Source organism: Pseudomonas sp. F2, from assembly GCF_057174385.1.
Map to the genome: position 1 here is coordinate 5,951,884 of NZ_CM169904.1, position 14,231 is coordinate 5,966,114.

Consider the following 14,231-nt stretch of genomic DNA (forward strand, 5'->3'; position numbering starts at 1 on the left):
CTCGCCACAAAAGCCCTCTTTCAGAAGAGGGGCTGTGTAATGCCTCGTGGATATATCTGTGGAACGGGATTGTTGCGAAGTGTGTCTAGACTCTCACCTGTCCCTTCAGAGTAAAAAACAATGACAACTACCACCGCTCATTACACCGGCGAGGAGCGCAGCAAGCGCATCTTTGCGATTGTCGGTGCCTCGTCCGGCAACCTGGTCGAATGGTTCGACTTCTATGTCTATGCCTTCTGCGCGATCTATTTCGCCCCAGCGTTTTTCCCTTCCGACAACCCGACAGTGCAACTGGTCAATACGGCCGGGGTGTTCGCTGCCGGGTTCTTGATGCGCCCGATTGGCGGCTGGATCTTCGGGCGGCTGGCGGACAAGAAGGGCCGCAAGACCTCGATGATGATTTCGGTGCTGATGATGTGCTTCGGCTCATTGCTCATCGCCTGCCTGCCGACTTACGCCAGCATCGGCGTCTGGGCACCGCTGCTGTTGCTGTTCGCGCGTCTGCTGCAAGGCCTGTCGGTGGGCGGCGAGTACGGCACCACCGCGACCTACATGAGTGAAGTTGCGCTCAAGGGCCAGCGCGGCTTTTTCGCCTCGTTCCAGTACGTGACCCTGATCGGCGGCCAACTGCTGGCGGTGTCGCTGGTGGTGATCCTGCAACAGTTCCTCAGTGAAGATGAACTGCGTGCCTACGGCTGGCGGATTCCGTTTGTGGTCGGTGCGGTGGCGGCGGTGATTTCACTGTTCCTGCGTCGCTCCCTGAAAGAAACCACCAGCAAGGAAATGCGCGAGAACAAAGACGCCGGCAGCATCCGCGCACTGTTCCGTGATCACAAAGCCGCGTTTATCACCGTGCTGGGATACACCGCCGGTGGCTCGCTGATTTTCTACACCTTCACCACGTACATGCAGAAGTACCTGGTGAACACCGCCGGCATGCACGCCAAGACTGCCAGCTACATCATGACCGGCGCGCTGTTCCTGTATATGTGCATGCAGCCGCTGTTCGGCATGCTCGCCGACAAGATCGGTCGACGTAATTCGATGCTCTGGTTCGGCGCGCTCGGTACGTTGTTCACCGTGCCGATCCTGCTGAGCCTGAAAAGCATCAGCAGCCCGATTCTGGCCTTTGTGCTGATCACCGTGGCGCTGGCGATCGTCAGTTTCTACACCTCGATCAGCGGCCTGGTGAAAGCCGAAATGTTCCCGCCGGAAGTCCGCGCTCTCGGCGTCGGTCTGGCCTATGCGGTGGCCAACGCGATCTTCGGCGGTTCGGCGGAATACGTGGCCCTGAGCCTGAAAGCCGGGGGCATGGAAAACGCCTTCTACTGGTACGTCACGGTGATGATGGCAGTGGCGTTCCTGTTCAGCCTGCGCCTGCCGAAACAGGCGGCGTACTTGCACCACGATCTGTAAACCGATGTGCGCGGGCCGCTTAGGCCCGCGCCGGCAAGGACTGTTTATGACTCAGCGACCGGGCAATCAATTGTTCGATGCCTACTTCACGGCCCGCGACATGCGCGAGGTGTTCTGCGATCAGGGCCGGGTGCAGGCGATGCTCGATTTCGAAGCGGCGCTGGCCCGGGCCGAGGCGCGGGTCGGGGTGATTCCGGCGTCCGCCGTCGCGCCGATTGCCGCCGCTTGCCACGCCGGTCTGTATGACTTCGCGGCGCTGGGCGAGGCGATTGCCACCGCCGGCAACTCGGCGATTCCACTGGTCAAGTCGTTGGGCAAGCAGATCGCCGCGCGCAGTGCCGAGGCCGAGCGTTATGTGCATCTGGGCGCCACCAGTCAGGACGTGATGGATTGCGGGCTGGTCCTGCAATTGCGTCAGGCGCTGGCACTGGTTGAAAGCGACCTGGCAGCGCTCGCCGAATCGCTCGCCACTCAGGCCCAACGGCATGCGGCCACGCCATTGGCCGGGCGCACCTGGCTGCAACACGCCACGCCGGTCACCCTCGGGATGAAAATCGCCGGATGGCTCGGCGCGGTGACCCGCAGCCGTCAGCGTCTGCGCGAACTCAAGCCACGGCTGCTGGTGCTGCAATTCGGCGGTGCTTCCGGCACCCTTGCGGCGCTCGGCGAGCAAGCGCTGCCGATCGCGCAAGCGCTGGCCGAAGAGCTGCAATTGGCCTTGCCTGAACAACCTTGGCACACCCAGCGTGATCGCATCGTCGAGTTCGGCGCGGTGCTTGGTTTGATCGCCGGCAGCCTCGGCAAGCTCGGGCGCGACGTCAGTCTATTGATGCAGACCGAAGCGGCGGAGGTGTTCGAGCCGTCGGCGCCGGGCAAGGGCGGTTCGTCGACCATGCCGCACAAGCGCAATCCGGTCGGCGCGGCAGTGTTGATTGGTGCGGCGACGCGAGTGCCGGGGCTGGTCTCGACGCTGTTCAGCGCCATGCCCCAGGAGCACGAACGCAGCCTCGGTCTGTGGCATGCCGAATGGGAAACCCTGCCGGAGATCTGCTGCCTGGTGTCCGGTGCGCTGCAACAGGCGCGCTTGCTGGCCGATGGGCTGGAGGTCGATGCCGAGCGCATGGCGCGCAATCTGCAATTGACCCAAGGGCTGGTGCTGGCCGAAGCGGTGAGTATCGTCCTCGCCCAGCGTGTCGGCCGCGACACCGCGCACCATTTGCTCGAACAATGCTGCAAACGCGCGGTGGCCGAACAGCGCCACCTGCGTGCGGTACTTGGCGACGAGCCGCAAGTGACCGCCGAACTGAGCAGCACCGAACTGGATCATCTGCTCGATCCCGCGCATTACCTCGGCCAGGCGCAAACCTGGGTCGAGCGCGCGGTGGCCGAACACAACGCATTGTCTGTCTGAAAGGAGAGGGCTGTGGCTTTCGTTCAACTCGCCGATGGCGAACTGCATTACGTTATTGAAGGCCCGGTCGATGCGCCGGTGCTGGTGCTGTCCAATTCGCTGGGCACCAACCTGCACATGTGGGACGCGCAGATGCCGGCGTTCACCGAGCACTTCCGGGTGCTGCGTTTCGACACCCGTGGTCACGGCCAGTCGTTGGTGACACCGGGGCCATACAGCATCGAGCAATTGGGCCGCGACGTGCTGGGTCTGCTGGATGCGCTGCATATCGAACGCGCACATTTCTGCGGCTTGTCGATGGGCGGGTTGATCGGTCAGTGGCTGGGGATCAATGCCGGCCATCGTCTGCACAAACTGATCGTGTGCAACACCGCCGCGAAGATCGGTGATCCATCGGTGTGGAACCCGCGCATCGAAACCGTGCTGCGTGATGGCCCGGCGGCGATGGTCGACCTGCGTGATGCGTCGATTGCCCGTTGGTTCACGCCTGATTTTTCCGCGGCCAATCCGGCTGCAGCGAAGAAGATCACCGACATGCTCGCGGCGACTTCGCCTGAAGGTTATGCGGCCAATTGCGCGGCGGTGCGCGACGCCGATTTCCGCGAGCAACTGGCCTCGATCAATCTGCCGCTGCTGGTGATTGCCGGCACCGAAGATGCGGTGACGCCACCGTCTGGCGGGCATTTCATTCAAGAGCATGTGCGCGGCGCCGAGTACGCCGAGTTCCCTGCCGCGCACCTGTCCAACGTGCAGGCCGGTGCCGCATTCAGTGATCGTGTGTTGGCGTTTCTGAACGCTCAGTGAGGAAGTTTTTGTGGACGAGAAACAACGTTATGACGAAGGCATGCAAGTACGCCGTGCGGTGCTGGGCGATGCGCATGTCGATCGCAGCCTGACCACACTGACCGAGTTCAACTCGGAATTTCAGGAGATGATCACCCGTCACGCCTGGGGCGACATCTGGACCCGCCCGGGCCTGCCGCGGCATACCCGCAGCCTGATCACCATCGCCATGCTGATCGGGATGAACCGCGAAGGCGAACTGAAACTGCATTTGCGCGCAGCGGCGAACAATGGCGTAAGCCGGGGCGAGATCAAGGAAGTGATCATGCAGAGCGCGATTTATTGCGGGATTCCGGCGGCCAATGCGACGTTCCATCTGGCGGAGTCGGTGTGGGATGAGCTTGGGGTCGAATCCCGGGAGTGAACATCTGAATCAACAGATTGCAGCCTGCGGCAGCTCCTACAGGGGAGTGCATTCCAATGTAGGAGCTGCCGCAGGCTGCGATCTGTTGATCTTCAAACGCTGGCGACAATGAAAATCCGCTTGAACGGAAACAGCGTCTGCCCGTTTTTCTCCGGCGGATAATACGCATGCACGCGCATCAGGAAGTGGTAGATAAACCGCGCCTGCTCCTGTGACGTCAGCGCCTGCATCACTGGCCGCAACGCCGAGACCTTGATCCAGTCGTACACCGGCGACTTGCCGTCAACCACTTGCAGTTGCTCGGTTTCCCAGATGTCCAGCGACGTGGTCAGCGGCGCCAGCAAGCGATAGTAATCCTCCAATGCCAACAACGGCCGCGCGGCCATGCGCCGGCGCAGTTCTGGTGTGCCGATGGGGGTGTGTCCCGGGCCGGCATCGTTGAGGGTGTCGAGCATCAGTCGATACCACAAGGCATCGCGCCAGTCCGGCATATGTGCTGCCAGACAGCCACCGGGCTTGAGATGACCGAGCAGGCGCGGCAGCAGTTGTTGATGATCGCCAATGAAATGCAGCACCGCCGCCGCGAGCAGCAGGTCGGCGGGTTGCTCGGGGTGCCAGTCGAGCAAGTCGCACTCTTGCCAGCGGGCGTCGATCGGCAGACATCGGGCCTGATCCAGCATCTGCCGTGAGCTGTCGACGCCCAGCAACTGCGCTCGCGGCCAGCGCTCGGCCAGCAACTGCGTGGCAATGCCGGTGCCGCAGCCCAGGTCATAAATGCGTTCGGGGTCGTGAAGATCGACACGGTCGAGCAGTTCGTTGACCGGGCGTTGCCTGAGACGGGAGAACTGCTGGTACGCCTTGGCGTCCCAGTGGGTGCAGGCGTTCCCTGCCGTTTCGAGTTTGGCGCTCATGAGGAGGTCCTCTCTGGCGGATTACAGTTGTCGTCCAATGACGTTGAGGGTTTTCAGGACAACGGCCACGCCTTTGCGTGTGTCCTCTTCATTCAGCAGTTTGAGCAACGCCAGAGTGCCCGGCGCCGCTGACTGTGCCGATATCTCGGCTTTGGCCACGCGCACTGCATTACTGACTGCCCAGGTGGCGGCAGTGCTGTTCTCGAACAATTGCGCGAGCTTTTCCACCATGGCCGCGTCGAGCAGATCGGTGATATCGGACACCAGGGAAAGCAGGTCGACAATATTCTCCAGGCGTCCGCCGTCGATTAACGGCTGCAGTTTTGCCATCAGGGCCGTGAACCCGGGCGTGGCTGATATTTCCTCGGGCATGTGCATGAGCAATCACTCCTCCCTGTGCAGGGTCAAAGCATTCCCCGGGCCACCGCCCAGTAAAGACCGCGATTGAAACCGCTTCTGAGCAGACCGCCCAATTTGGTCGGGGGTGTCGGCAATACATCGTGGGCGTAGTCGTACCACAGGGGCATCCCGGCATTCAGGCCCATTTGTGCTACCGCTTGTACCCGACCGTCGTATACCGAGTTGGGTGCGCCAAGACGGATCTGGGCCGTGATGTTGTTGGCGATCACCGGTGCCTGGTTATGACAGGCGCCGCCGGCCTTGCTGACCGGCAGGTCGACGGTGTCGCCGATCACGTAGACATTCTCCAGACCGTAGACTTGCAGCGTTTCGTGATTGGTCGGCAGCCATCCTTCATCATTGGCTGCTTGCGAGATGCCGCACTCGCGCACCACCTCGACGGCCTGGATTGGCGGAGTCGCCATCAGGATGTCGAAGGGTTGCGCATCGCCCTCGGCCGAGTAGGCGACTTTTGCATCGGGATCCACACGGCTCAGGGTGAAGCCACGCTGAAAGTGAATGTTTTTCCGGGCAAAGATGCTCGGCAGAATTTCACCCGTGGGACGCTGCAAGAACAGACAATTGCGCAATAGCTGGGCAACTGTCGGGTAGGTGTAGATGATTTCCACTTGCTCTCGAACGCCCCGGCGACGTAACAAATCATCCAGCATCAATGTCGTTTCCACGGGCGCGATGCCGCATTGGTGCGGGACGTTCGGTGTCTGCGGGAAAGACACCGTAATGAAAATCCGGCCTTTTTCGATGGCGTTCAGGCGTTGCGCCAGTTGCCGGGCAGGAAGGTATTGATAGAAGTGGTCGCCGGCTTCTTGCAGACCCTCGATGCGTTCCGGCGCCGGCACGCAGCCGGTGGCGATCACCAGAAAATCATAGTCGAAGCGTTTGCCGGTTCGGCTGCGCAATTGCTGCCCGGAAAAGTCGAAACGGGTGACTTCTTCAACGTGGAAACTGATTTCCGGGCGCAACAGTGAGCGTTCCGGACGCTTGAGTTCCTCTTCGAAGAACTGGCTGAATGCCACGTACATGAACGCAGGTTTGTAGTAATGATCGGGGGAACTGGACAGTAATGTGATCGAGACGTCGCCGCGTAGAACTTCCGGATACAGCTTGCCGACCAGTAGATTGGCCAGCATGGTTCCGCCTACACCGCCACCGACGATAACTATTCGCTTGCTCATACCTGACCTCCGTGGCCAAGGCAGCTTCGCGTACAGCATCCGGAGATAACGGAAGAAAACTAAGGGCTCCTACAGCAGGCTGGAGAGTTTACACACCTCTTTCACTGTATCTGTGCTTCGACAAATCGCCAGTCCGGGCTGACCAGTGGTTGAGGCCGGCGCCACTCATGCAGCGCCGGCGTGGGGATCAGAGCAAGCTGATCGGATAGCTGATGATCAGGCGGTTTTCGTCGAACTCGTTGTTGCTGAAGTCGCGGCGCATGGTCGAGTTGCGCCAGCGCACGTTGAGGTTGCGCAGGGTACCGCTTTGTACGGTGTAGCCCAGTTCCGATTCGCGGCCCCATTCCTTGCCGTCGGTGATGGTGCCGGTGTGCACGTTGTCGCCGCTGATGTAGCGGTTCATCAGGGTCAGGCCGGGAATGCCCAGGGCGGCGAAGTTGTAGTCGTGGCGCACCTGCCAGGAACGTTCCTGGGCATTGTCGTAGCTGGAGTTGTAACTGTCGTTGGCCAGGGTGCCGCCGCTGGTGCCGTTGACGCGCATCCAGGCGCTGTCGCCAGTGAGTTTCTGCAGGCCGACATAGAAGGTGTTGCCGCCGTAGCGGGCCGAGAACATCCCCGACCAGGTCTTGTTGTCGAGTTCGCCGGCGCGGGCGCTGCCGTCATCCTTGCCGTAGAAAAAGCCGAGGTTGGCGCCCAGCGTCCAGTCACCGAGTGGCTGGCTGTGAGTCAGATTGACGTATTGCTGGCTGTAAATGTCTTTGAGTTCGGCGTTCCACAGACCGATCTGCGTGCGTTTTTCGTTGAACTGGTATTCACCGCCCTGGAAGTTGAAGCGATCAGAGGTGAACGCTGCTTTACCGAACATCGACATGTCGCTCATGCTGCTGTCGTCGCGCGGGCTGTTGGCGCGGAACTGGCCGCCGTAGAGGGTCAGGCCGTTGATCTCCTTCGAGGTGATCTGGCCACCACGGAAGGTTTGCGGCAGCGAACGACCGTCGTCCGAACGCAGGATCGGCAGCACTGGCATCCATTCGCCGACCTTGATTTCGGTCTGCGACAGCTTGGCCTTGAACGCGACGTTGGTGCGGCCGAAGTTGTCCGCCGGACGCCCGTCGTGATCCAGCGGCAGCAGTTGCGTGCCGCCGGTGCCTTTACCGCCATCGAGCTTTACCGAATACAGGCCGAGCACGTCCATGCCGAAACCGACGGTGCCCTGGGTGAAACCGGATTTGGCGTCGAGGATGAAGTTCTGCGTCCACTCTTCAGCCTTGCCCTGCGCCTTGGTCGGGTTGGTGAAGTTGCGGTTGATGTAGAAATTGCGCAGGTTCAGGTTGGCGCTGGCGCCCTCGATAAAACCGGCTTCTTCGGCTGCGGCGGGCAGGGCGGCGCCGGTCAGGGCCAGGGCGATCAGGCCGGGGAGTGCGTACGGCGCAGTGGGATGAGTCATCGCAGGGTCTCTTGTTATTTTTTTGGGGACGAACGGGTTCGCTGCCGCCACTTTGGGGCGAGCACAACAATGCAGATCAGGAATGAAGCGGCGGCGATCAGCCGGGCGGGACAGGGCGCGGGAGCATGGTATCGAACCTGTTGTTATTGGTTTTGTGGAGCGAATGGTGCGGGGCGCGGATGTGTTGATTCAATTGGTAAAAGCGGGTTCTGGGCGATTATCGAACGCAAGATTCAGTTGGATTTCAGGGTGTCTGTGAAGACCTCATCGCTGGCAAGCCAGCTCCCACAAGGATCTTCAGTGAACACATATTTTGCGGACCCCTGAAAACCTGTGGGAGCTGGCTCGCCAGCGATGGGGTCAGTGCAGGCACCTAAACTTTTCCTGAGGCAACAAAAAGCCCACCAATCGGTGGGCATCCTGATTTCACCTGATGATGATCAGAACAGCTTCATCTTCGGTGCTTCTTCTTTCAGCGGTTCGTTCTGTGCGGTCTGCGCGTTCCAGCCACCACCCAAGGCCTTGTACAGGTTGACCGCACTGGTCAGCTGCGCGAGGCGGTCGGTGATCAGTGCCTGTTGCGCGCTGAACAACTGACGCTGGGCGTCGAGGAAGGTCAAGTTGCTGTCGACACCGATGCGGTAACGACGCTCGGCCAGGCGGTAGTAATCCTGGTTGGCCGCGACGAAGTCACGCTGCGCTTGCAGCTGCTCGGTGTAGGTCTGGCGTGCGGCCAGGCCGTCGGCGACTTCCTGGAAAGCGGTCTGAATCGACTTCTCGTAGTTCGCCACGCCAATGTCCTTCTGGATCTTGGCGTAGTCGAGGCTGGCGCGCAGGCTGCCGGCGTTGAAGATCGGCAGGTTGATCTGCGGCTGGAACAGCCAGGTACCCGAGCCACCCTTGAACAGACCGGACAGGTCCGGGCTCAGGCTGCCCGCGTTGGCGGTCAGGCTGATGCTCGGGAAGAACGCTGCACGGGCGGCGCCGATGTTGGCGTTGGCCGCTTTCAGGTTGTACTCGGCCTGAAGGATGTCAGGACGACGTTGCAGCAAGTCCGAAGGCAGACCGGCGGGTACGTCGCTGAGCAGATCATCCGACAGCGGTTTGGCCGCTTGCAGGTTGGCCGGGATACCGGTGCCGAGCAGCAGGGTCAGGCTGTTCTCGTCCTGAGCCACCTGACGGGTGTACCTGGCCAGTTGCGCCCGGGCGTTTTCCACCGAGGTGCGCGACTGCGCCAGGTCCAGCGCCGAGGCCACACCGACTTCGTTGCTGCGGCTGGTCAGCTTGTAGCTTTCTTCGAAGGCACCGAGGGTGTCTTGCGTCAGCTTGAGCAGTTCCTTGTCGGCCTGCCAGGTCATGTAGGCGTTGGCCACACTGGCCACCAGACTGATCTGGGTGCTGCGACGCGCTTCTTCGGTGGCGAAGTATTGTTGCAGCGCTTGTTCGCTCAGGCTGCGCACCCGTCCGAACAGGTCGAGTTCGTAGGCGCTGATGCCGACGGTCGCGGTGTAGGAACTGGTGATCGTCGAATCACCGGTCTGCGACGCTCGTGCCGGAACCCGCTGACGGCTGCCGCTGGCATTGGCCGATACGGCCGGGAACAGATCCGCTCGCTGGATGCGGTATTGAGCCGCGTAAGCGTCGATATTCAGTGCCGCGACACGCAGGTCGCGGTTGTTTTCCAGTGCCACCTGGATCAGTTGCTGCAGGGCCGGGTCATGGAAAAACTGCTTCCAGCCCTGCTCGGCAGCGGCTTGCGCCGGCGCCTGGGCCGGTGAATAGGCCGGCCCTTGCGGGTACTGACCTGCGACAGGAGCCTCAGGCTGCTGATAATCGGGGATCAGCGAGCAACCGCTCAGCACGAAGGCGGCGACTGCGATGGAGAGTAGCGACTTGCTCATTGGCCAGCCTCTTTAGGAGTTTCAGTCGTCTCGTCCGGATCGGCGATTTTGCGCTGGCCCATGGACGAAACCGTGACGAAGAACAGTGGGACCCAGAAGATCGCCAGGATCGTGGCCGTGAGCATACCGCCAATCACGCCGGTACCGATCGCATGCTGGCTACCCGAACCTGCGCCCGTGGAGATCGCCAACGGTACTACACCGAGAACGAACGCCAGCGAGGTCATGATGATCGGTCGCAGACGCATGCGGCACGCTTCGATCGCCGCATCGCGCAGACTGCGCCCTTGTTCATGCAGCTCCTTGGCGAATTCGACGATCAGAATGGCGTTTTTAGCCGCAAGACCGATGGTCGTCAACAGACCCACCTGGAAGTACACGTCGTTGGACAGCCCGCGCAGGCTGGTGGCCATCAGCGCGCCGATGATCCCCAGCGGTACCACGAGCATCACGGCGATCGGAATCGACCAGCTCTCGTACAGCGCCGCCAGACACAGGAACACCATCAGCAGCGACAGGGCATACAGCGCTGGCGCCTGCGAGCCGGACAGCCGTTCCTCGTAGGACAGACCGGTCCAGGAGATACCGACACCGGCCGGCAGCTTCTTGGCAATCGCTTCGACTTCGGCCATCGCTTCACCGGTGGAGTAACCCGGCGCCGGAGAACCGAGGATCTCCATCGCTTCCACACCGTTGTAGCGCGCCAGTTTCGGCGAACCGTAGATCCACTCGCCCTTGGCGAATGCGGAGAACGGCACCATGGTCCCGGCACTGTTGCGCACGTACCACTTCTTCAGGTCTTCCGGGCTCATGCGAGCGCCAGCCTGACCTTGCACGTACACCTTTTTCACCCGACCGCGGTCGATGAAGTCGTTGACGTAGCTACTACCGAAGGAGATCGACAGGGTGCTGTTGATGTCGGAAATGCTCACGCCCAGGGCGCGGGCCTTCGCATCGTCGATTTCCAGGTGGTATTGCGGCTCATCGTTCAGACCGTTCGGACGCACCTGGTAGAGCACCTTGCTCTGCGCGGCCATGCCGAGGAACTGGTTGCGCGCTTCCATCAGTTTTTCGTGACCGATACCGGCGCGGTCCTGCAGGAACACGTCGAAACCGGTGGCGTTACCCAACTCCAGTACCGCTGGCGGGGCGAAGGCAAACACCATCGCGTCGCGGAAGCTGAAGAAGTGCTGCTGGGCGCGCTGGGCCAGGGCAAACACGCTGTTGCTCGAATCACGCTCGTGCCACGGCTTGAGCATGATGAACGCCAGACCCGAGCTCTGCCCACGACCGGCGAAGTTGAAGCCGTTCACGGTGAACACCGAAGACACCGCCCCCGCTTCTTTATCCAGCAGATACGAACGCATTTCGTCGATCACGACCTGGGTTCGTTCGGCACTGGAACCCGCTGGAGTCTGTACCTGGGCGAACAATACGCCCTGGTCTTCTTCCGGCAGGAACGCAGTCGGAATGCGGGTGAACAGCCAGATCATGCCGACCACGATCAACAGGTAGGCCAACAGATACGGCGCCTTGCGCTGCAGGATGTTGCCAACGCCGCGCTCGTAGCTGCGCACGCTGCGGTCGAAGTTGCGGTTGAACCAGCCGAAGAAGCCTTTTTTCGGCGTGCCGTGCTCGCCTTTCGGAATGGCCTTGAGCATGGTCGCGCAGAGCGCCGGGGTGAAGATCAGCGCAACCAGCACCGACAGGGCCATGGCCGAGACGATAGTGATCGAGAACTGACGGTAGATCACACCGGTGGAACCGCTGAAGAACGCCATCGGCAGCAATACTGCCGACAGCACCAGGGCGATACCGACCAGAGCGCCCTGGATCTGCCCCATGGACTTCTTCGTCGCTTCCTTCGGTGACAAGCCTTCTTCGGCCATCACCCGCTCGACGTTTTCCACCACGACGATGGCGTCGTCCACCAGCAGGCCGATGGCCAATACCATACCGAACATGGTCAGGGTGTTGATGCTGAAACCGGCAGCCGCGAGGATGCCGAACGTGCCGAGCAATACCACCGGCACGGTCATCGTGGTGATGACGGTGGCGCGGAAGTTCTGCAGGAACAGGAACATCACCAGGAACACCAGCGCGATCGCCTCGACCAGGGTTTCAACCACACCCTTGATCGATTCGGTCACCACTGGCGTGGTGTCGTACGGGAACACCACTTCCATGCCTTGCGGGAAGAACGGCTTGAGTTCGTCAATCGTCTTGCGCAGCGCCTTGGCGGTGTCGAGGGCGTTGGCGCCGTTGGCCAGTTTGACCGCCAGACCGGACGACGGCTTGCCGTTGAACTGCGCCGAGATGGTCGAGTTTTCACCACCCAGACCGACGTCGGCGACATCGCCGATGTGCACTTGCGAACCGTCCTGGTTGACCTTCAGCAGAATCGCCTTGAACTGCTCGGCAGTCTGCAGACGGGTCTTGCCGATGATCGTGGCGTTCAGTTGCTGGCCTGGCAGCGCCGGCAAACCGCCGAGCTGACCGGAAGACACCTGAACGTTCTGCGCCGAAATCGCGCTGCTGACATCAGCGGGGGTCAGGTTGTACTTGTTCAACTTGGCCGGATCGAGCCAGATGCGCATTGCGTACTGGGCACCGAAGACCTGGAAGTCACCGACACCGGCAGTCCGCGAGATCGGGTCCTGCATGTTCGACACGATGTAGTTGGACAGGTCGTCCTTGGTCATGCTGCCGTCACGCGATACCACGCCGATCACCAGCAGGAAGTTCTTCACTGCCTTGGTCACGCGGATACCCTGTTGCTGCACTTCCTGCGGCAGCAGCGGGGTCGCCAAGTTCAGCTTGTTCTGAACCTGAACCTGCGCGGTGTCGGAGTTGGTGCCTTGCTCGAAGGTCGCGGTGATGGTCATGCTGCCGTCGGAGTTACTTTCCGAAGACACATAACGCAAGTTGTCGATACCGTTGAGCTGTTGCTCGATCACCTGGACCACGGTGTCCTGCACGGTTTGTGCCGAAGCACCCGGGTAGGTCACGGAGATCGCGATGGCCGGAGGCGCAATGCTCGGGTATTGGTTGATCGGCAATTTGAGGATCGAGAGTGCCCCGACCAACATGATCACCAGGGCAATTACCCAGGCGAAAATCGGACGGTCGATAAAAAATTTCGACATGAGTTACTCCCCTTTGCCGCCAGCGGCTTTGTCAGCTGCCTGAGCGGGGGCCGGGTTCTTGGCTACGTTGGTTGCTTCGGTCGGGTTGACCTGAGCACCTGGGCGAACATATTGCAGGCCCTCGGTGATCAGACGATCGCCGGCTTTCAGGCCATCTTCGATCAGCCACTGGCTGCCGACGGTGCGGCTGGCCTTGAGCTGACGCAGCTCGACCTTGTTGTCCGGGCCGACAACCAGTGCGGTCGGGGTGCCCTTGAGGTCACGGGTCACGCCTTGTTGCGGCGCCAGAATGGCGGCGGCGTTGACCCCGGCCTGCAACTGGGCGCGGACGAACATGCCGGGCAGCAGGGTGTGATCCGGGTTCGGGAACACGGCGCGCAGGGTCACGGAACCGGTCGTCGGATCAACCGATACTTCGGAGAATTCCAGTTTGCCGTCGAGCTTGTACTGGCTGCCGTCTTCCAGGGTCAACTTGACCGCTGCCGAGTTGTCACCGGCTTTCTGCAGACGACCGCTTTCCAGCTCGCGGCGCAGTTCCAGCAGTTCAACCGAGGACTGGGTGACGTCGACATAGATCGGGTCCAGTTGCTGGATCGTCGCCATCGCGTCGGCCTGACCATTGCTGACCAGCGCGCCTTCGGTCACCGCAGAACGGCCGATACGACCGGAGATTGGCGCGTAGACCTTGGTGTATTTCACATTGATCTGCGCGCTTTGCAGCGACGCTTCCGATTCCATGCGGTTGGCCACGGCGGTGTCGTATTCCTGGCGGCTCACGGCTTGCTCGTCGACCAGTTGCTTGTAGCGGTCGGAGATCGACTTGGTCGAACGCAGATTGGCTTCGGCGCTTTTCAGGGTCGCTTCATAGACTGCCGGATCGATCTGGTACAGCTGCTGACCGGCTTTGACATCGGCGCCTTCCTTGAACAGGCGCTTGAGAATGATGCCGTTGACCTGTGGCCGGACTTCAGCGATGCGGTACGCACTGGTGCGCCCCGGCAGTTCCGACGTGAGGGTGAACGCTTGTGGTTGCAGGGTGACGACGCCGACCTGAGGAGGCGGAGCGGCCGGGGCCGCTTCTTCCTTTTTACATCCGCTGAGCAGCGATGCCAGGGCGACGGCAGTGACCAGAGCGGTAACAGCTGGCTTGAATTGCATGAAGATCCTCGGGTCAGGCGCGCAAAATGCGCACAAGAA

At 61.2% G+C, this 14,231-nt stretch carries 11 protein-coding genes; 4 read left to right on the forward strand and 7 right to left on the reverse strand.

Annotated features, from left to right (window positions below):
- The first annotated feature begins 120 nt into the window (after positions 1-120).
- Genes AC193Q_RS26865 through pcaC form a run of 4 tightly spaced genes read left to right on the forward strand, consistent with a single transcriptional unit; the run spans position 121 to position 4,034 of the window.
- The gene (locus tag AC193Q_RS26865) at positions 121-1,416 is read left to right on the forward strand and encodes an MFS family transporter (RefSeq protein WP_041070509.1); all 1,296 of its coding nucleotides are present in this window, start codon (positions 121-123) and stop codon (positions 1,414-1,416) included.
- 46 nt (positions 1,417-1,462) lie between these two features.
- On the forward strand, positions 1,463-2,827 hold the full coding sequence (locus AC193Q_RS26870; protein ID WP_121184134.1) for a 3-carboxy-cis,cis-muconate cycloisomerase: 1,365 nt from the start codon (positions 1,463-1,465) through the stop codon (positions 2,825-2,827).
- 12 nt (positions 2,828-2,839) lie between these two features.
- On the forward strand, positions 2,840-3,631 hold the full coding sequence (gene pcaD, locus AC193Q_RS26875) for a 3-oxoadipate enol-lactonase (RefSeq protein ID WP_121184136.1): 792 nt from the start codon (positions 2,840-2,842) through the stop codon (positions 3,629-3,631).
- A gap of 10 nt (positions 3,632-3,641) precedes the next feature.
- Positions 3,642-4,034, forward strand: coding sequence for a 4-carboxymuconolactone decarboxylase (gene pcaC / locus AC193Q_RS26880; RefSeq protein ID WP_007917093.1), 393 nt, complete (start codon positions 3,642-3,644; stop codon positions 4,032-4,034).
- A gap of 92 nt (positions 4,035-4,126) precedes the next feature.
- Here the strand turns inward: pcaC and AC193Q_RS26885 are convergent, their stop codons facing one another.
- The 7 genes from AC193Q_RS26885 to emhA form a co-directional block, all read right to left on the reverse strand.
- Positions 4,127-4,945, reverse strand: coding sequence for a methyltransferase domain-containing protein (locus AC193Q_RS26885; RefSeq protein WP_121184138.1), 819 nt, complete (start codon positions 4,943-4,945; stop codon positions 4,127-4,129).
- 21 nt (positions 4,946-4,966) lie between these two features.
- Entirely contained in the window at positions 4,967-5,323 is a 357-nt protein-coding gene (locus AC193Q_RS26890; RefSeq protein WP_095667329.1) for a DUF1641 domain-containing protein, read from the reverse strand.
- Between the two features lie 26 nt (positions 5,324-5,349).
- Entirely contained in the window at positions 5,350-6,540 is a 1,191-nt protein-coding gene (locus AC193Q_RS26895; RefSeq protein WP_483879014.1) for an NAD(P)/FAD-dependent oxidoreductase, read from the reverse strand.
- A gap of 187 nt (positions 6,541-6,727) precedes the next feature.
- Positions 6,728-7,987, reverse strand: coding sequence for an OprD family porin (locus tag AC193Q_RS26900; RefSeq protein WP_121184142.1), 1,260 nt, complete (start codon positions 7,985-7,987; stop codon positions 6,728-6,730).
- 440 nt (positions 7,988-8,427) lie between these two features.
- Positions 8,428-9,888, reverse strand: a complete 1,461-nt coding sequence (gene emhC, locus AC193Q_RS26905; protein WP_121184144.1) for an efflux RND transporter outer membrane subunit EmhC — start codon at positions 9,886-9,888, stop codon at positions 8,428-8,430.
- A complete protein-coding gene (emhB, locus tag AC193Q_RS26910; RefSeq protein WP_047292171.1) occupies positions 9,885-13,034 on the reverse strand; it encodes an efflux RND transporter permease subunit EmhB in 3,150 nt (1,049 codons plus the stop codon). The genes emhC and emhB overlap by 4 nt, the downstream gene beginning before the upstream one ends.
- A gap of 3 nt (positions 13,035-13,037) precedes the next feature.
- Complete coding sequence (gene emhA, locus AC193Q_RS26915; protein WP_041070493.1) at positions 13,038-14,192, reverse strand: efflux RND transporter periplasmic adaptor subunit EmhA; 1,155 nt, start codon at positions 14,190-14,192, stop codon at positions 13,038-13,040.
- Between the last annotated feature and the right edge of the window lie 39 nt (positions 14,193-14,231).